This window comes from Nostoc sp. C96 (assembly GCF_059384975.1).
The window spans coordinates 2,418,323-2,437,274 of sequence record NZ_CM182020.1 but is presented as its reverse complement, the minus strand read 5'-3'; the positions used below and the strand labels follow the sequence as shown (position 1 = coordinate 2,437,274).

Sequence of the window (18,952 nt, the reverse complement as noted above, 5' to 3'; positions counted from 1 at the left end):
CGTTAAATTAACTGTGCAATTAATCATTTTTATTGGTATACAGGCAAGCGGCAAATCAACCTTTTACAGTCAACGTTTTTCTCATACCCACATCAGAATTAACCTGGATATGCTTAAAACTAGACATAGAGAAAAGCGCCTGATAGAAACTTGTCTGGAAATTGGTCAAGCATTTGTTGTAGATAATACAAATCCTACACCTGAAGAGCGAGAACGCTACATTGTGTTAGCTAAAAATCAAGGATTTCGGATTACTGGCTATTATTTTGAATCAAAAATTGCCGATTCAATCCAACGTAATCAAAACCGCAAACCGGAACAGCAGGTACCAGACAAAGGTATTCGAGGGACTCACGCAAAGCTGATACTTCCCAAATATGAAGAAGGTTTTGACGAAATCTATTATGTTCGGTTAATACCAAAAGGAGAGTTTGCTGTACAGGAGTGGCTTGATGAAGTTTGAAGAGTTAGACACAAGACTGAGAGTTTTTGAAACAGCCCACGATTTATGCGTATTGCCAGGGCTATTTATGGTTGCTCGAATTGATGGGCGTAACTTTACTCGCTTGACAAAAGAAACTCACAAATTTGAAGCTCCTTTTGATGTTCAATTTCGAGATTATATGGTGTCTACAGTAGAACACCTAATGAATTGTGGATTCCGTATCATTTATGGCTATACGCAAAGTGACGAAATCTCACTTCTATTCCACCGAGACGAGGAAAGTTTTAGTCGCAAATTGCGGAAACTAAACTCTATTTTGGCAGGAGAAGCAAGTGCAAAACTTTCACTACTACTCAATAGCACTGCCGCCTTTGATTGTCGAATTTCTCAGCTTCCTACATTAAATCTAGTAGTCGATTACTTTCGTTGGCGCAATGAAGATGCTCATCGCAATGCCTTAAATGCTCACTGTTACTGGATGTTACGCAAAGCTGGTGAAAGTGCCGGAGCCGCTACAGAAAAGCTGGATAGGCTTTCAGTAAGTGATAAAAATGAATTACTTTATCAGCAAGCAAACATCAATTTTAATAACTTACCTAATTGGCAGAAACGAGGTATAGGAGTATATTGGGAGTCCTATCAAAAGGCAGCAACCAATCCCCAAACGGGAGAGGCAGTCTTGGCAATGAGAAGACGCATTAAAGTTGATACAAATCTGGCGATGAAAGATGATTACAGTAAATTTGTTCGAGATATGGTACTGCGGGAGCATCCTGATATTGAATTTAGGAAGCTAGACAATTAAATGCTGGAGGATGAAAGATAAATGATGCTGTGAAGAAAACAATTTGTGATGCACAGTCTTTAAAATTCTCGCAAAAGTCTACCACAGCCATATACTTGATCATGAATGTCGTTTTGTCGCAAAGCATACCACCAAGTTGCAGCATTAATAGCAATTACTGGTTTACCCAGCCATCTTTCTGCTTCGTCAGCCAACCGCAGCATACTTAAATTAGTACCCATCTGTATAATTGCCTCTACATAATCACTATCCAGTTCCTGAATATGCTGGCGTAAAGTATCTTCAGATACCTCTGCAATAGAAAGCGCAGTAGGACAACGGAGACTCTTTAGGCGAATAACTTCTATCCCAATGTCACTAAAAAAGCGGCGTATTTTGTCGTCAGCTACAGCTTGATAGGGAGTAATCACAGCAATTTTTTTGACTTTAAATGCTTCTAATGCAGACTGACACGCCGATGCACAAGAAGCCACCCTAACACCCGCATAATCTTCAACTCGTTTGATAAACCCTGTGTTTCCCTCCTTTCCTTCCCAAAAAGTTTCCGCACTCATAGCCATAATTAAGTAATCGACACCCGCTGTCATTACCCGATCAATTGCAAAGAACATTTCTTTGGCGATCGCTTCTAAAAGCCGCACCATCTTTTCATCACTACTCAAGTCTTGATCTCGTACATGAATCCGCGATATATGAGATGTCACACCCGGTACAGTCATTGCGTGAAAATCAGGTTCAACAATCGTATTTGTGCTAGGCGCAAGCACTCCAAACTTTTTTCGCCATCCTAATACATCTGTCATTATCTACTTGACTATTTTTACAGAAAATCGATGACTGATTTTACTATTTCTGTTGGCATTTGATTCACCATCCACAAAGTTCCACCTTCTAGTTCTACTCTTTGGCTATGAGGAATTACATCTTTGAGCCAATATTGATTTTCAGCTTTTGCTAAACCAGCTTTTTCTAATGGTTCTAAGGCCTTTTCCCCTGATAAAATCAGCGTCGGACACTGAATTAAGCGAAATCTTTCTGGAGCAGTAAGACAATAATTAGCTATTGCAATCCCAGGATACACAGGAGAGCCAAAACACTTCAAATCCTCTAAAACACAACGATGATTTAATTCTCCGTTACCAATGTAATTCACACGAGATAACCATTGTTCCATCAAATGAGAGCCATCTGCTTTAATTGCAAATCCTTGAGAATATCTGTAGAGAATTTTATCTTTTTCTTCTGCATCAAATCCAAATAAATTACAGAGAATCAGTTTGTCAACCCGATTTGGATAAGCTGCGGCTACTTCCCCGGCGATATAACCTCCTGTCAGACTACCGAAAATATTTGCTTTTTGAATGCCTAATTCATCCAAAAGGGCGATCGCTGTTTTAGCATAGTCAGCAACAGAATAAACTCTAGGTGGTTTGTCAGAATCACCCAAACCCATCAAATCCATTGCAATGACTAAATTTTTCTCTGCCAAAATACTCATCAATTCCTGAAATTCATCACTACTGCGAGGAATCATGTGCAGTAAAAGTATGGCTTCACCTTCTCCACCTATCCGGTAAAGAATTTGTCCATCTTCTGTGTCTAAAAATGCTCTTTTGATCTGTTGGCTCATTTTTATACTTTCTACTTTACTAGAGTGTAAATTCTGATTTAATCTTATAGATATCTATGTCTTGATTGCCGAATGAGCGCGTTTCAAATAACACCCAGTTGGTGAACCCAAAACTTGTCCATTGTTATAAATTAAATTTCCTCTTAAAAACGTACTCTTCACCCGTCCTGTTAACTCCATTCCCTCAAAAGGTGTGTAACCTTGTTGTGATTCTGACTCAGCCGCACGCACCACAAAGCTTTCATTAGGGTCTACTAACACCAAATCAGCATCATAGCCAACAGCAATATCCCCTTTTGCTAACAATCCAAACCGCCGCGATGGGTTCCACGATAACAACTTAGCCATCTGGTTGTAAGACATTCCTCGCTTGCTACCTTCACTCAATACACCCGAAAGTAAATATTCTGTACCACCAAAACCAGACTTTGCTAACCAAATATTATTTGGGTCTTTTGCACTGCGTTTTTGTTCAGCAGAACAGCAAGCATGGTCACTCACAATCCAATCTACTTGATTAGTTAGTACCGCTTGCCATAAATATTCCACATCAGCACGGGGACGAATTGGTGGGTTAACTTTTGCCCAAGTACCATTAGGAGTATCAACATCTAATAATAAATGTCCCACCGTAACTTCTCGCCGAAAATTGATATGTGGAAAAGCAGTTTGCATCGTCAACGCTGCTTCCATTGCTTTGCGCGAACTTAGATGCAACAAATTGATATTTGCACAGTTAGTTTCATTCGCCAAATAAGCAGCAATACAAATTGCTAAACCTTCCGAATGGGGTGGACGCGCTGCACTGTAAGCGTGCAGTCCACTCAGACTAGAATCATTTTCTACGATTTTGGTATAAGCATTGAGAATTTCGGCAACTTCACAATGTAAACTCAAACTAATAGAATCTCGCGCGGCTGGATGTTTTTCTATTAAGCGAGTTATCCCACGCATGATAAATTCAAAATGTGCAAAGTCGTAGCGTTCTTCTTTATTTATCATCAAAAACAAGTTTTGCTGTTCTGATAAACCATGCAAACCATAGCCGCCATAAAACATAAAAATTTTAAACGAAGATACGCCATGTTCTTCAAACAATAAAGGTATTTCGTCGATATGTTGACTAGCTATAGGTGCAACGTGATAGCTGTAATCAACAAAAAAATTACCTGCGGATAATGCCAATACTTCGGGAAAAAAATCGCGGTAGGAACCACCTTTATTTAGATAATATTTTCCTGTGCGAATGTAATTGAGAGTTGTAGTTACTCCCCCCATTGCGGCGGCTTTACTTTCCGTCACTGCATCTTTATCCAGTGGTTGATAAATCCCAATGTGTGTATGAGCATCCATCACCCCAGGAAAGCCTAGTAGATTATTGGCATCAAATACTTCTATGGCTTGATTTGCGTTAATATGAGGAGCAATTTCCGCAAATTTACCGTTTTTAATGCCTATATCGAGTAGTTCGGCAACATCAGCATGAGGACGAACAACTCGCACATTTTTGATAATTTTATCTAGTAAAGGAGGTTCAGACACAGTAGACCCCACACTAAAATGAGTATATAAGCTTAAGTTCTAGTTAAACTAGGAATTTCAACATAGTACCGGAACCTAAGCTAAAACCCATTATTATGTAACAGTTTTTTATTCAATCATCTTGAGGATAGAAACAATGGAAACTTTTAATGAGTATCATCTTGACCCAAAACAATTTCCTTTTCTTCAAAGCTTTCAAGATGAATGGGAAGTAATTAAAGATGAGTTTACTATCTTTATTCAGCAAGCATCGCCTGAAGAGTTAAAGTTTGCTTACGATGTTTTAGGCCCTAAAAGTAAAACTATTAAAACTAAAGGTGATTCAAAATATAGTGCTTTTGGAATTTTATTCCAAGGTTTATTTATTGAAGAATATATTCAATTACATCAAATACAATATCCAGATTATGGAACAGATGAAGCCTCAGCAAAAGCACTTGCCTTAAGAAATAAATATTTCCCAAATCTAGCTGATGCTATAGATAAAGTAAACTTTAACGATGATAATATCCTGAGAAACGTTTACTTTGGTACATTTCATCCGGGTTTAGATATCAAGCTGCACGTAAACTATAATCCTCACATGAATCGTGGCTATTTAGGTTTGATTGTGCCTGAAGGTGATGTGGCAATGAAAATATGCTATGACAAGCTTTATTGGCATGAAGGAAAATTCTTGATTTTAGATCACAGCTATCCACACTGCCCACATAATTACACTGATTATGATAGAACTGTTTTAGTTGTAGACTTTTTTAAACCAGATAAACTTAGAGATGAAGTAATAGGGTTTGAAAAAGAACAAGTTACACAACGTATGCAAGAGAATCCTTACAGTTTAGGTGTTTTTGGTAAGAGTGATAAAGCGAAGCAAGAAGATTTTATTAAATATGGTTTATCTCATCAATTAGAGTGGGATAAAGCTTTGTAAGTTGAATTAGATAACAGGAAAAAGCCAACTAGATTATTGAATTTTGAATTTTGAATTTTGACTTTCGCCTGTTATTGCTACTCACTGGTTATGATTCAGAGCAGATTGGAGACGCGCCTCATCTTGCTGGGTAATATCTGGGTTATGTAATATCCAATAACAGTCTAGACGATCACTAGTCCGAAACAAAAGTAGTGCGCCGCTTTCTGTCCAAAAGGGGCCGTGCGGTACGTGGGCTGGTCGCCAATAATAACCATCTTTGCACATAGCTGCATAGCGTCTATTAAATGGATCATCGCTCATAGACCAATGTCCTAGAACATCTCCACTGATGACATAAGCTTCTTCTGTAGTAGGATGACCTGCATAAAAATTACCTTCAATCCACATGGGGACTAAGCCAAGAACCCATGTGGCGCGTCCGGTTTTTTTATTGGTATACAAACTTTTCCGTGCTGAACCAGGAGGTAAAAATGTTGTGCTTTCCCATTTCATGGCGTGGAGTTCTTGTAATGGTACATACTCAGCCATCCGTGGATGAGTCTGCATATTTGTGTGATATACAGAAGTTGCGGGAATTTGTGCCAGGTTGGCGTATTCTTCGGTAATGTAATTAGGGGTAGCATCGGGCATCCACAAGAAAATCGTGTCTTCTTCGGTTTGCCAAGGGCCTGTAGGTATACCAGCGGGAATAAATGAGTAACTGAGATTACGTAATTTAAACCCACCTTGACAAAGTGTCCCAGTGAGTACAAAAAGTTCTACATCAGTGGTGAAATGACCGATAGGTGCGTTCCAACCTTTTTTGAGGATAACTCGCTGTGTCGATTCTCCTGTACTTTTGTTGATAGAGAGAATCTGAGCAGTACCATGTTCAATAGTCACAAAGTTTTTCACCTCAAAAGGCACTTGGGCAAAGTTGCGAACTGAATTGAGTGACTCTTCAGTTTCTACATGGTTGCGTCCTATTGAGGTTTGATTATTTATTTGTATATTTGTGTCTGTCTGTGAAAGGTTCACATTGTTAGGGAGGGAATATGCGCTTTTATTATCTTCCGGTGCTTGAACCATATTGATTACTTGCATCCACTAATTTATTCATAACAAATGTTTTATTTAGTTTAAAAACTAATGCCGAGTATAAGCACGTTCAAACTTAGTTTTTAATTTTTGTGCTGCGAAGGCTAAAGCTACTGCGAATAATGCAGATGCAACAGCCACAGGGGAAACCCAAGAGTTATCTGTAAGTATAGCTAAAGCAGCGAGGGCGATCGCTCCCCCAAGGGAAATTTGTTTGACTAGCTGTGTCACCTGATAAGCTTGATTGCAAGAACTACATATTTGGGTATGTTGTGACAGTCTATCTAAGGTCAACGAATTTTCTGGTAACTCATCTGGATGAAAGTTTTTAGCCGAAGAATAACCTTGATAAAATGGTAAACCCTTACCAAATCTGTCTAACCATTTACGGTACTCAATTACTAAGGTGTCAGAAGTTTTGATTGGTAAATAAACTTCTTTGAGGCTTTTACCCAATCGCTGAAGTTGTCTTTTTTGTTCGACAACAACCTGTAAATCACCTTCTAAAATTAAATTGCGTACCAAGATATGGTCTAGCCATTTCGGCATTAACTTCATTTGCCAAGGAAACATATTTCCATAATTTCTCAAGAAAATTCGGCATCTTTCTTTACTCAAAGGAAGTGAATATAAAACTGTTCCACCAAATCTACCTTTTTCTTGATTACCAAACTTATAAATAATTAAATTTGGCGCAATAAAATCTATGACAATCCAAGGCTGGTTTGGCTGTCGTATTCCCCGCCAGCGGCTGCAAATTCCCTGAATTGAACTCTCAATAACTTCTATTTCTAATGGTTGGGCATTTTCTCGCTTGCCGAGGATACCATCATGGCTAATAAAAACATGGGCTGGGTCAATGATATTTTCAATAAAATATGTCTGGTCATAAGGTAGATCTCTAATGTAATCTGTACAGAACAAACCTGGCTGATCTAACTCTGGTATTGTGGGAATTAATTCCTCAGCAGGTTTTTCTTCTCCAGCCCACATCCAAACAATACCTTGACGTTCTACAATTGGAAAAGATTTCACACAGGCATTTGCGGTAATTTTGGCATCTTCAGGTAATTGTGGAATATGCAAACATTGACCATCAGTCCCAAATTGCCAACCGTGATATAAGCACTCAATTTTACCATTAATAATTTGTCCATCAGAAAGTCTAGCAGCACGGTGGGAGCAACGATCTATTAAACATCCTAATTTTCCATCCTGATTTGTAAACAAAACCAAAGGTTCATCATAGAGAGAAAATCTGTAAGGATATTCTTTTGGTAAATCTTGGACAAAAGCGATAGGATACCAGCAGTTTTTCCAATCAAATACTTGATTGTTATCTGGTGTTGCTAAAGCATCAAGTCCTGGTTGATGCGGTATGGTTGTCATATCTTTTTCCGCGTGTTTTAGCTAAATAAATACTAAAAAATTGTAAGTTATATTCGTTGGATTTGTGATTCACCATAAATCACAAATTTTGCGTCAGGAAATATTTATTTTTTGTATAGATATCCATCATAGACAATTTGATAGGAATAAGAAGAACTAATTAGGCGAATAAAATTCGCTACTACACAAACTAAAGTCCACCTAAGTGGACTAATAAAATAACCTGCGTAGGCTGGTTATGTCTGTATAGCCGCGATTTCTAATTGCCAAGGCTGAATAAAATGTGACTCTTAGTTTTGATATCAAATTTTCTCATAAGTCAATTCGGATTGCTATATATTCTAGATTAATTGAGATTTTTATTGACAATGCCTACCCTACGGGATAATGTACCTTGTGATGTGCTGGTGCGTTAGGCTACTTAATATTTACGAAAACGAGAAACGCTATAACTGCCATAACTAATCGAGTATGATGACACAAGACCCTACAAATACTTTAAAAATTGCCCAGCAAGCATTTGAGCATTTTACATCTGGTCTAGCTACGGGAGACTGGCAAGCATTTCTCGATATGCTTACAGAAGACTTTACCTTTTGGTTTCCGATGGGAAAGTTTCACGGGTTGAATGAGGGGAAAGAACGCGCCCAGGAGTTTTTGCAATATGTTTCGGAATCTTTTGGTTCGGGAATTACGTTAACGTCTCTAGACCGTGTTACTAGTAATGAGACAACGGTTGTCTTTGAGTTTCGTGACGAAGGGTTATTATTAGGACAACCTTATAAAAATCGTGTTGCAGTTTCTTTTGATGTGTGCGGCGATAAAATTTGTAGATATCGAGAATATTTTGGTAGCGATGGAAAGTCTTATTAGTCAAGGGTCAATGAAAAATGTTAATTGAGTTCTTTTAACTCTTTGCATTTAGCTTCTGCGGCTTGATAAGCAGCTAAATATTCTTTACCGCCCAACATCACATCACCATAGTATTCATAAGGTGTTGTACCGTAAATTGGTAGGGGATCATCTTCGGGATAATCTTCTTTTGATTCTTCGATGATGGCTTTTAGTTGTTTGGCGGTCAAACTTTGTGCTGAAAAATACCAGATTTCTTGGTTGTTTTTACGTATGTGGGGTAAATTGGGGTCAATGATGCGTGTGATAGAGTCTTCCCCAGAGGTATCTTTTAACTCAATCCAACCATGTTCAACAGGGCGATAAGGTTTACCTGAATAAACTAAAAACCCTTGAACATAAATTGCTCCCTCTGTGGATAATGCTGCTTTGTAAGCATTATCAAAAATTTTATCTTTTTTACTTTTGATGCGTTTAGCAATTTCCAGCGAAAGGGTTTCGTCCAATGCTTTATTCATTTACAGCGGAAATTTAAGTGCGTACTCATATCTATTCTACCACCGACCCACTCTTGATTTAGTGGACTTATGTATGAGGCGATCGCTCTTATCTACCAAGAAACACTACTCATAAAAAACATTGCTGAATGTAAATAATTTTACATCTATAGCTGGATGTCTATTCTAAATTTTAGAACTTAAGATATACACTTAAGTATCTGTTGTCTAATCCGTATGACCGTTGTGATTAATCAACATTCCGATAGCATCATCGATCAGCCGTTAGAAATATCCTCAAACAAAAGTTATCAATTTAGCTGGTTTGATTGGTTTTGTCTTTGGTATCCGCCAGGATGGTTAGTTTTGTTTAACCGTCATTGGCAACATTATCACAGCGACCCGGATGGTTGGAATTGGTGGGAATATATCTTATTTTTGCTACCTTGCGGGTTTTATTTAGCACTATTGATGCGATGGTTGCGCTTGGGTTGTCGTTCACCAAGAAAAGAAGTCGGAGAATTTAATCCCAACTATCAACAAGCTTTTCGCCAAGAAATATTAGCCCCTATCGTTAAATATTATTTTCGGGGAGAATTGCAACAGATTAATAACTTACCGCAAACAGGGGCGATGATTGTCGCCATGAATCATGCAGGGATGTGTTTTCCTTGGGACTTTCTCACTTTAGGTTATTTATTAAGTGAAACACGCGAATGGGTAGTGCAACCATTAGCCAGCGTATCTTTATTTGAACATCCTTGGATAATTTGGTGGCTACCTTCGCAATGGTCACAGGTTTTAGGTGGAGTGCGGGCAGAGATTGGTGATTTTGAAACGGCGATCGCTCAGGGTAAAATTTTACTATATGCACCTGAAGGTATTCGCGGGCCGGGTAAAGGTTGGCAGAAACGCTATCAACTGCAAAAATTTGATATCAGCTTTATGCAGTTGAGCGATCGCTATCATATTCCGATTCTGCCAGTAATTTGCATTGGTAGCGAGTTTTTACATCCTTGGGCTATTAATAGTAAAAAATTACAACGCATAGTTAAATTACCATTCTTACCCATATCTCCATTAATGCTGATTTTGCTTTTATTTCCCTCAATGGGAATTTGGGCAATGAAAACTCGCTTACAATATTTTATCCAGCCTTTAGAACAACAGATTAATTCGGGTAAAGAACGTGCAGATACTTATCAACAAGCACAGAAATTTCGAGATAAACTACAAACTAAACTTAATCAAGTGTTGAAGAGTATAAACATATAAAGATGCAAAATTGAATTGAAAATTTTAGATGTTAATCCTCGCCTACATAATTTCTGGATTTGTTTATAGTATTTAGGTCTTACACCATTTCACTAAATAAATGATCCGAATAATTTCTCCTCTGCTCCTCTGTTCCCCTGCGGTCTATTTGTATCAAACTTAAAGTGAAACGGTATTACGCAATTCACAGAATAAAGAACTGCAAAGTACATATATACGCGTTAGCGGATTTCCCAAGGGTAAGACATCTAGAAAAGAGGGCTGTAGAGTAATTTTGCGTAAGCCCTTTTCTAATTCGTAATTTTCAAAGCAGATATTGTGTAGTAATTTCGGTTTAAGATTTGAGTATAAATACTTAAATAGTATTATTTTTATTCTTTAGATTAAAGTTCTGATAAAAGAACAGAGAAACTATAGACTAATAAGAAGTCGTTGTGCCAAATTGTATTTCTCAGGAACTTAGAAGCATAAATTCAGAAATTAATTTAGGTGCATCCTCCCTTAAACTCACTACAAATAGAAATTGCTATTAGGCAAACTAAGTGAGCTAACAGAAATTAAATACTGATTTACAAGAATAGATTAGCTTTCCAGAAGCAATTGACAAACTCAGTTTCTTATAGATTCAAAATTTAATTTTGAAGTAGATTTTATGCTGCCAAGTGTTTTTATGAAACTTTTTAGAATCTGAAAGGAGTTGTAAAGAAATGGCTCAAATTAATTCACAAAAACTAATAGGTTACATCACTTATGGTTTATCGTCATTAGCTATAACTATAGCTGGGCCAATGTCTCAAGCAAATGCAACCGCCTTGTCATATCAAGGTTCTGATTCTGCTGGTCGAGAAGCAACAGCATCATTTGATTTAGTCGGTAGTTTATTGACAGTAACACTAAGCAACACTAGCCAGAGTGATGTTTTAGTTCCCATAGATGTCTTAACTGGTGTTTTCTTTAAACTTGATAGCAGCATTAAGCTTGATCCAATTTCTGCTGTTCTTGGTAATAGTTCTCAAATAGTTTACGGTAGCCAGACAGGTGGAGATGTATCCAGCCAATGGGCTTATGATGGTGGTCTCAACCGTGATGGAGCTAACAGTGGTATAAGTGCTGCTGGTCTTGGCCTATTTGGTAAGGATGACACTTTTAGTACCTCAAAATCTGGCGTTGGGGGTTTAGACTACGGCATTCTTAGTGCTGGCGATAATTCCAGCACTGGTAACACAGGTGTTACGAAAGAACCTTTAATCAGCAGTTCAGTTATATTTTCTTTTAATGTTGCTGGTTTAACAACAGGGTTTGATTTGTCTAAGTCTCTGAGTAATGTCTTCTTCCAATACGGCACTGCTACAAGTGAACCAACGGTTAATGCAAAGCTAGTATCACCAGCGCCAGCACCAGCGCCAGCGCCAGCACCAGCACCAGCGCCAGCACCAGCACCAGCGCCAGCGCCAGCACCAGCACCAGCACCAGCACCAGCACCAGCACCAGCACCAGCACCAGCACCAGCGCCAGCGCCAGAACCTGCACCAGAACCTGCACCAGCGCCAGCACCAGCGCCAGCACCAGCACCAGCGCCTGCACCAGTGCCTGCACCTGCACCCGCACCCGCACCTGTACCAGTACCTGAAGCGCCTACTTCTCAGACTCAACTTAAGTCAGTACCTGAACCCAGCACAATAGCCGCTTTAAGCCTATTTGGTCTAAGTACTATAAGGCTGAAGAAGAAAAACACAAAAGATGACTTGCAAGCATAAGTAATACTGTTAAGTTCTCATATTTAGCTAGATATTAGGTTGAGAAGTTTGTTTTACTTCTCACCCAATTTTTTTAAGTAAGTCTTGTTGTCTCTCACATTGACTCGACAAAAGCAGCACCGAAGCGATAGCCTTTACCATAAACTGTGTGAATCAAAGTAGTTTCTTTACCTACCTCGATCTTCCGGCGCAATAGGCGAATTAATGCAGCTATAACATTACTACTTGGTTGTTCTTCATCTTGCCATAGATGTTCCATGATTTGAACATGAGTTAGCAACTGTCCTGTATGTTCCATGAAATATTGCAGCAGTTGGCTTTCTTTTTGCGATAGTTCAATAATGCGTCCTTGACGGTAAGCTACTTGGTTGTCGCAATCAAGTTCTAAATCAGCAACAACTAGCCTTCCGGGAGTCGTTTCATAAGTTTGGGTTCCACTACGACGCAATAAAGCCCGGACTCGTGCTAACAATTCCCGTAATTCAAACGGTTTGACTAAATAATCATCTGCACCAGCATCTAAACCTTGCACGCGATCGTCTAAAGTATCTTTGGCAGTGAGAAACAACACAGGGGTATTTTTGCCTTGTCGCCGCAATTCATGGCAAATTTCTAACCCGGTTTTTCCTGGTAACATCCAATCTAAAATTAGTAAGTCATAATTACTGGCTGTTGCCAATTGACTACCATTTGTCCCATCATAAGCCGCATCTACGGTGTAACCTTCACGGGTTAACACGCGACTTAAGGGGTCAGTTAATTCTACTTCATCGTCAACTAATAAAATTCTCATGCTGCTTATGGTAAGCAATCGAGATATTCTCAATAATAAATGAACTGCCAACACGCTAAGGATATCAAGAAAAAGAATGTTGACTGTTGCACTACCGAAAGGGGAACTACTAAAAAATAGCATCCGCCTGTTGCAATCTGTAGGATTAGATTTTAGTGCTTTTTTAGATTCTGGAAATCGCCAACTTCAGATTCTTGATGCTAGTGGACAAGCTAAGGGTTTGTTGGTACGCGCACAGGATGTACCTGTCTATGTAGAATATGGTCAGGCACAGTTGGGTATTGTTGGTTACGATGTGTTGCGAGAGAAACAGCCACAAGTTGCACATTTGGTTGATTTGCAATTTGGCTATTGTCGCATGTCAGTGGCAGTTAAAGCATCAAGTCCTTACAAATCACCTTTAGATTTCTCACCGCATTGTCGAATTGCTTCTAAGTATGTGAATTGTGCTAGAGAATATTTCCAAAGTCTAGATTTACCTGTAGAAATAGTGCCATTGTCCGGTTCAGTGGAACTTGGCCCAATTACAGGAATGTCAGAAGCAATTGTAGACTTGGTTTCTACAGGGCGGACTCTGCGGGAAAATGGTCTAATTGAGCTTGAAACTTTGTATCACAGTACAGCGCGGTTGATTGGACATCCTTTAAGTTATCGCATCAATACAGGTAATCTGTGCGAATTGAGTGCGAAATTGCGAGAGGTGGCTTTGGTGGGGGTTTAGACGTTTAGAGGGTTAGGGTGTGGGATTTTCTTACCTAGTTTCTATTGCCCATTCCCTACTCCCTAATTTATTGCGTCTACACTAGAATTATGCCCAATTTTAAAGTGTGGGGCGATCGCTTTCTTGTTTACAACCCAAAAATCTCAACCAACTCTGCTGAAAAGTCAGAGTTAGTTAACTGATTATAAAAAAGCACATTTTTCAAAACTTTTAATCAAACCTTTTTTAAGCTTTTCCCAAAAATTAATGCCAGATGAATCTTATAATCACGAACAGGCGAGGCTAGAAGCCCTGCGCCGATATCAGATTTTAGATACTGAACCAGAGCAAGCCTACGATAATCTTGCCCGATTAGCGGCCTTTATTTGTGGTAGTTCTATCGCTTTGGTAAATTTCATTGATGAAGACCGTCAATGGTTTAAAGCCAAACTTGGTCTAGATGCGTCAGAAATGCCTCGAAATGTGGGATTATCGTATCTTTGCTTAGAACGCAAGGAAGTTGTAGTTGTAAAAGATACATTAGAAAATCAAGAATATGCTGTCAATGCCGCAGTAACTGGCTATCCATATATCCGGTTTTATGCAGGTGTACCTTTGATTTCTCCAGACGGACAGATATTAGGAACTCTGTGTGCAATTGACCCAGTACCACGGGAACTAAACCAACAACAAGTAGAGGCGCTGTTGGCTTTAGGTCGTCAGGTAATTAGTCAGTTAGAACTGAGGCGTAATTTAGCCGAAAGGCAGCAAACTGAGGCATTTTTGCGGGAAAGTGACCAACGGCTGAAGTTAGCCTTACAGGCGGCTAAACTTGGTTCTTGGCAACTCAACCTCAAAACATGGGAATTATCAGCTTCTAGTCAGTGCTATCTCAACTTTGGTCTGCCTTCAGAAACTGAGTTCACCTATAATACGCTATTGGAATGTATTCATCCTGACGATCGCTCGAATATGCAGGAGTGTGTCAGACAGGCTATAGAAAATCACGGCGATTATGAAGCAGAATATCGCTGTATTTGGCCGGATGATAACAGTATTCATTGGATATTAGCACGGGGTACTGTCATCTACGATAGTGAAAATCAGCCAATGCGGATAATTGGTGTGACTCTAGATGTCACTGACCGCAAGCAAGCAGAAGAAGAACTTAAACGGCAGAATTTGCGATCGCAATTATTTGCCGAAATCACCCTCAAAATTCGAGAATCGTTACAATTAGAAGAAATTTTGCAAACGACAGTTCAAGAAGTTCAAAAACTGCTGCACGCTGACCGAGTATTAATTTTTCAGCTTTGGCCTGATGGTTCAGGCACAGTAGTAAAAGAGGCCGTTTTACCCGGTTGGCCTGTGGTTTTAGGAAAAAACATTCTTGACCCTTGTGTTCAAGCAGACTACGTAGAAAAGTATCGTCAAGGACGCATCGGTGCAATTTTCGATATTGAAAAAGCTGATATCCAAGACTGTCATCGAGAATTTCTCCAACAGTTTGGTGTCAAGGCGAACCTCGTAGTGCCAATTCTAATTCGAGATGGGATTTGGGGCTTACTGATTGCTCATCAATGCGCTCACCCCCGCCACTGGACAAACTTTGAAACCCAATTATTGCTACAGTTAGCCAATCAAATTGGCATAGCTTTATCCCAAGCGCAACTTTTAGAACAAGAAACCCGCCATGTTCAAGAATTAGCACGTTCCAATTCGGAATTGGAACAGTTCGCCTATGTAGCTTCTCATGATTTGCAAGAACCGTTGCGGATGGTGACAAGTTATTTACAGCTACTAGAGAGGAAATACAGTAACCAACTCGATGCAACTGCGGATCAGTTTATCAATTATGCCGTAGATGGAGCGCGGCGGATGCAAAGCCTGATCAACGACTTGTTAAATTATTCACGGGTGACGACACGCGGACAACCTTTTGTGCAAGTGGATTGTGCAGAAATTTTACAGCAAGCGATCGCTAACCTAAAATTTGCTATAGAAGATAGTGGCGCAGAAATTACATCTAACCATTTACCAACAATTACAGCCGATCCTATACAACTAACACAAGTCTTGCAAAACCTCATCGCTAACGCCATTAAATTCCGCAGAGAAATACCACCACAGATTCATATTGAGGCTGTGAGAGCAGACGAAGCAGGGGAACAAGAAAGCAGGGGAATATATACTACTACTCAAAACTCAATTACTCCCCACGGGCTGAACGCCCCGCTACCGCTAACAGCACTCCCCACTCAAAATGAATGGCTATTCTCTGTCAGAGATAATGGAATTGGCTTAGAAGCACAGTACGCTGAACGTATTTTTGTCATTTTTCAGCGCCTGCATGGTAGAAGTAAGTATCCAGGTACTGGTATTGGTTTAGCAATTTGTAAGAAAATCATAGAACGCCACGGCGGACGTATCTGGGTTGAGTCAGAACCGGGTCAAGGCTCGAACTTCTGTTTCACAATTCCAGATCAAGCAGGTCAACAATCGTGAATAATAGACCAATAATTATGCCAATTGAGGTTTTGTTAGTCGAAGATAATCCTGGCGATGCTGAACTTACACGCATTGCTCTCCAAGATAGCAAAATCTCTATTAACCTGAATATTGTAGAAGATGGCGTAGAGGCAATGGCATTTTTACGCAAGCAGGATAACTATGCCAAAAAACCTCATCCCGATATTGTCTTGTTAGATTTAAACTTACCCAGAAAAGATGGGCGAGAAGTACTTGCAGAAATTAAATCGGATGACAATCTCAAACGAATTCCTGTCGTTGTACTGACCACTTCTCAGTCAGAAGAAGATATACTTAAAGCTTATAACTTAGCTGCCAATTGTTATATCACCAAGCCGGTCGATTTTGATCAATTCGTTAAAATTGTACAATCCATAGAAAATTTCTGGTTTGCGATCGTAAAACTGCCGCCGGAGTAAGGGATATGGCAGGAGAATTAATAAAAGTCTTATTAGTAGAAGATAACCCTGGAGATGTTTTTCTCTTACAGGAGTTATTAAAAGAAATTAATACTGTAAAAGTAGAGTTGTGTCCCGTTGAGCAATTGTCAGCAGCGCTCAAGTTGTTAGCGCAAGATAATTTTGATTTGATGTTGCTAGACCTATCTTTACCTGACAGTCAAGGTATTGACACCTTTGTTAAGGCTACCAGCCAAGCAAAAGCTACGCCAATTATTGTCCTAACAGGCTTAGATGATGAAACTTTAGCACTCCGTGCTATGCAAGAAGGAGCGCAAGATTATTTAGTCAAAGGAAAAGTAACTGGTGATTTGTTAGTGCGTTCTATGCGCTATGCTATTGAGCGTCAACGCATTGAACATGCCCTACGTCAAAGCGAGGAAAGATTTCGCGTAGCCCTGAAAAATTCACCGATTTTCGTTTTCAATCAAGATAGAGAGTTACGTTACACCTGGGTTTATAACTCTATTTCTGGGTGGACAACACAAGATATGTTGGGCAAACACGACTCAGAACTGCTCCCAGATGAAGATGCTCAAAATTTGACCACTATTAAAAAAGGTGTGCTGACTACAGGTATAGGTACCAGAGCAGAAGTAGCCTTAACTACTCCTCAAGGCATTCGTTATTATGATTTGACTGTTGAGCCATTGCAGAATGAATCGCAAGATATTGTGGGGATAACTTGCGCTAGTATCGACATCAGTGAAAACAAACAAGCTGAAGCAAAAATCCGCGAACAAGCCGCATTATTAGACATTACTACCGATGCTATTTGTGTGCGCGATTTAGAAAATAAAATTCTTTTTTGGAACAAAGGTGCAGAAAATCTTTATGGTTGGCAAGCATCAGAGGCTTGGGGGAAAAATGTCAGTGAGTTATTGTTTGATGAGTCTTGTCCAGAATTTGAAGTAGCTTGGTTAAACGTTATCAGCAAAGGTAAGTGGCAAGGTGAATTAACCAAACGCACTAAAACAGGCAAAGAAGTATTAGTTGCTAGTCGCTGGAGTTTAGTCCGTGATTCCCACGCAAAACCCCAATCAATTCTCACTGTTGATACAGATATTACTGAGAAACAACATTTAGAAGCGCAGTTATTTCGCGCCCAACGAATGGAAAGCATTGGGACTTTAGCCAGCGGTATCGCCCACGACCTCAACAATATCCTTACGCCGATTTTAGCGGGAGCGCAACTACTACCGCTGAAATTTCCTGATGCTGATGAGCGAACCCAACATTTATTAGAAATTTTAGAAATTAATGCCAAACGAGGTGCAGATTTAGTTAAACAAGTATTATCGTTTGCACGGGGTGTTGAAGGTCATCGCATCAATTTACAACCTAGACACTTAATTGTGGAAGTTTCCAAGATTTTAAAAGAGACTATACCAAAATCTATTGAGGTTCGCCTTGACTTATCACCTGAATTGTGGGTAGTTTCGGGAGATAGTACCCAACTCCATCAAGTGCTGATGAATCTCTGCGTCAATGCCCGTGATGCGATGCCTGATGGTGGTACTTTAACTATTACGGCTGAAAATTTGTTAATTGACGAAAATTATGCCCGGATGAATTTAGATGCTAAAGTCGGCCCATACATAGTGATTAGTGTCTGTGATACTGGGATTGGCATTCCAGAGGAAATTTTAGATAGGATTTTTGAGCCATTTTTCACCACTAAAGCGGTAGGACAAGGTACAGGTTTAGGACTTTCCACAGTTTTGGGAATTCTCAAAAGTCATGGTGGCTTTGTGAGTGTAGAAAGTCAAGTAGCAACTGGCACTTGCTTTAGGGTTTATTTACCAGCAGTGGGTGAACAAGAAACCTTTTGCCAAGAAGAAGTGACACTGCAAGTAGGTCATGGAGAATTAATTTTGGTAGTGGATGATGAACCCTCAATTCAGGAGATTACGAGAACATCTCTAGAAACTCATGACTACAAAACTTTAATTGCCAGCGATGGTATTGAGGCGATCGCTCAATATGCCAAAAATGCCGATAAAATTAGTGTCGTCCTCATGGATATTATGTTGCCCTCATTAGATGGGGTAACTGCAATCCGGACTTTACAAAAAATTAACCCCAAAGTCAAAGTTATTGCCACAAGCGGACTCATGCCTAAAGATAAATTGGCAGAGATTATGAAAATGGGTGTCAATAAATTTTTATCTAAACCCTACACGGTGAATGAATTATTGCTCAGTTTGCAAGAGATTATCAACGAAGTTAGTTAATAGTCAATGGTCATTTGTTATGAGTTTTTCTTTCC

Annotated in this window: 17 protein-coding genes; 10 read left to right on the top strand and 7 right to left on the bottom strand. The window is 39.5% G+C overall.

The window, feature by feature from the left end; translation table 11 throughout:
* Positions 1–13: 13 nt before the first annotated feature.
* A complete protein-coding gene (locus tag AC504W_RS10590) occupies positions 14–463 on the top strand; it encodes an AAA family ATPase (protein ID WP_494877689.1) in 450 nt (149 codons plus the stop codon).
* The gene (locus AC504W_RS10585) at positions 453–1,250 is read left to right on the top strand and encodes a tRNA(His) guanylyltransferase Thg1 family protein (protein WP_494877688.1); all 798 of its coding nucleotides are present in this window, start codon (positions 453–455) and stop codon (positions 1,248–1,250) included. The genes AC504W_RS10590 and AC504W_RS10585 overlap by 11 nt, the downstream gene beginning before the upstream one ends.
* A gap of 59 nt (positions 1,251–1,309) precedes the next feature.
* Here AC504W_RS10585 and AC504W_RS10580 read toward each other — a convergent pair whose 3' ends face one another.
* The 3 genes from AC504W_RS10580 to AC504W_RS10570 are packed head-to-tail and all read right to left on the bottom strand — an operon-like array spanning position 1,310 to position 4,422.
* Positions 1,310–2,053, bottom strand: a complete 744-nt coding sequence (locus tag AC504W_RS10580; RefSeq protein WP_494877687.1) for a maleate cis-trans isomerase family protein — start codon at positions 2,051–2,053, stop codon at positions 1,310–1,312.
* Between the two features lie 17 nt (positions 2,054–2,070).
* Positions 2,071–2,880 carry an alpha/beta fold hydrolase gene (locus AC504W_RS10575; RefSeq protein WP_494877686.1) on the bottom strand — a complete coding sequence of 270 codons (810 nt, stop codon included), beginning with the start codon at positions 2,878–2,880 and terminating at the stop codon, positions 2,071–2,073.
* Positions 2,881–2,934: 54 nt separating this feature from the next.
* Positions 2,935–4,422 carry an amidohydrolase family protein gene (locus tag AC504W_RS10570; protein ID WP_494877685.1) on the bottom strand — a complete coding sequence of 496 codons (1,488 nt, stop codon included), beginning with the start codon at positions 4,420–4,422 and terminating at the stop codon, positions 2,935–2,937.
* A gap of 136 nt (positions 4,423–4,558) precedes the next feature.
* Between AC504W_RS10570 and AC504W_RS10565 the strand changes: the two genes are divergently transcribed.
* A complete protein-coding gene (locus tag AC504W_RS10565) occupies positions 4,559–5,353 on the top strand; it encodes an aspartyl/asparaginyl beta-hydroxylase domain-containing protein (protein WP_494877684.1) in 795 nt (264 codons plus the stop codon).
* Between the two features lie 81 nt (positions 5,354–5,434).
* On the opposite strand, the gene AC504W_RS10560 is transcribed toward AC504W_RS10565, so the two are convergent.
* Positions 5,435–6,424: a DUF4437 domain-containing protein gene (locus AC504W_RS10560; protein WP_494877683.1), complete on the bottom strand. Its 990-nt coding sequence runs from the start codon at positions 6,422–6,424 to the stop codon at positions 5,435–5,437.
* Between the two features lie 57 nt (positions 6,425–6,481).
* Complete coding sequence (locus tag AC504W_RS10555; protein WP_494877682.1) at positions 6,482–7,822, bottom strand: aromatic ring-hydroxylating dioxygenase subunit alpha; 1,341 nt, start codon at positions 7,820–7,822, stop codon at positions 6,482–6,484.
* Positions 7,823–8,296: 474 nt separating this feature from the next.
* On the opposite strand from AC504W_RS10555, the gene AC504W_RS10550 reads away from it, so the two are divergent.
* The gene (locus tag AC504W_RS10550) at positions 8,297–8,695 is read left to right on the top strand and encodes a nuclear transport factor 2 family protein (RefSeq protein ID WP_494878628.1); all 399 of its coding nucleotides are present in this window, start codon (positions 8,297–8,299) and stop codon (positions 8,693–8,695) included.
* A gap of 20 nt (positions 8,696–8,715) precedes the next feature.
* On the opposite strand, the gene AC504W_RS10545 is transcribed toward AC504W_RS10550, so the two are convergent.
* Positions 8,716–9,192, bottom strand: coding sequence for a hypothetical protein (locus AC504W_RS10545; protein ID WP_096575426.1), 477 nt, complete (start codon positions 9,190–9,192; stop codon positions 8,716–8,718).
* Positions 9,193–9,417: 225 nt separating this feature from the next.
* On the opposite strand from AC504W_RS10545, the gene AC504W_RS10540 reads away from it, so the two are divergent.
* Positions 9,418–10,446 (top strand): 1-acyl-sn-glycerol-3-phosphate acyltransferase, encoded by a 1,029-nt coding sequence (locus AC504W_RS10540; RefSeq protein WP_494878626.1) that lies wholly within the window; start codon positions 9,418–9,420, stop codon positions 10,444–10,446.
* A 707-nt stretch (positions 10,447–11,153) separates the two neighbouring features.
* Positions 11,154–12,203, top strand: coding sequence for an XDD4 family exosortase-dependent surface protein (locus tag AC504W_RS10535; RefSeq protein WP_494879611.1), 1,050 nt, complete (start codon positions 11,154–11,156; stop codon positions 12,201–12,203).
* A 94-nt stretch (positions 12,204–12,297) separates the two neighbouring features.
* Here the strand turns inward: AC504W_RS10535 and rppA are convergent, their stop codons facing one another.
* The gene (rppA, locus tag AC504W_RS10530; RefSeq protein WP_494877680.1) at positions 12,298–12,996 is read right to left on the bottom strand and encodes a two-component system response regulator RppA; all 699 of its coding nucleotides are present in this window, start codon (positions 12,994–12,996) and stop codon (positions 12,298–12,300) included.
* A 76-nt stretch (positions 12,997–13,072) separates the two neighbouring features.
* Between rppA and hisG the strand changes: the two genes are divergently transcribed.
* From hisG to AC504W_RS10510, 4 genes are all read left to right on the top strand, one after another.
* Positions 13,073–13,717: an ATP phosphoribosyltransferase gene (hisG, locus tag AC504W_RS10525; protein ID WP_096575432.1), complete on the top strand. Its 645-nt coding sequence runs from the start codon at positions 13,073–13,075 to the stop codon at positions 13,715–13,717.
* Between the two features lie 246 nt (positions 13,718–13,963).
* On the top strand, positions 13,964–16,201 hold the full coding sequence (locus AC504W_RS10520; RefSeq protein ID WP_494877679.1) for a GAF domain-containing protein: 2,238 nt from the start codon (positions 13,964–13,966) through the stop codon (positions 16,199–16,201).
* Between the two features lie 17 nt (positions 16,202–16,218).
* Positions 16,219–16,644, top strand: coding sequence for a response regulator (locus AC504W_RS10515; protein ID WP_494878624.1), 426 nt, complete (start codon positions 16,219–16,221; stop codon positions 16,642–16,644).
* A 5-nt stretch (positions 16,645–16,649) separates the two neighbouring features.
* Positions 16,650–18,917, top strand: a complete 2,268-nt coding sequence (locus AC504W_RS10510) for a PAS domain-containing hybrid sensor histidine kinase/response regulator (RefSeq protein WP_494877678.1) — start codon at positions 16,650–16,652, stop codon at positions 18,915–18,917.
* The last annotated feature ends 35 nt before the right edge of the window (positions 18,918–18,952 follow it).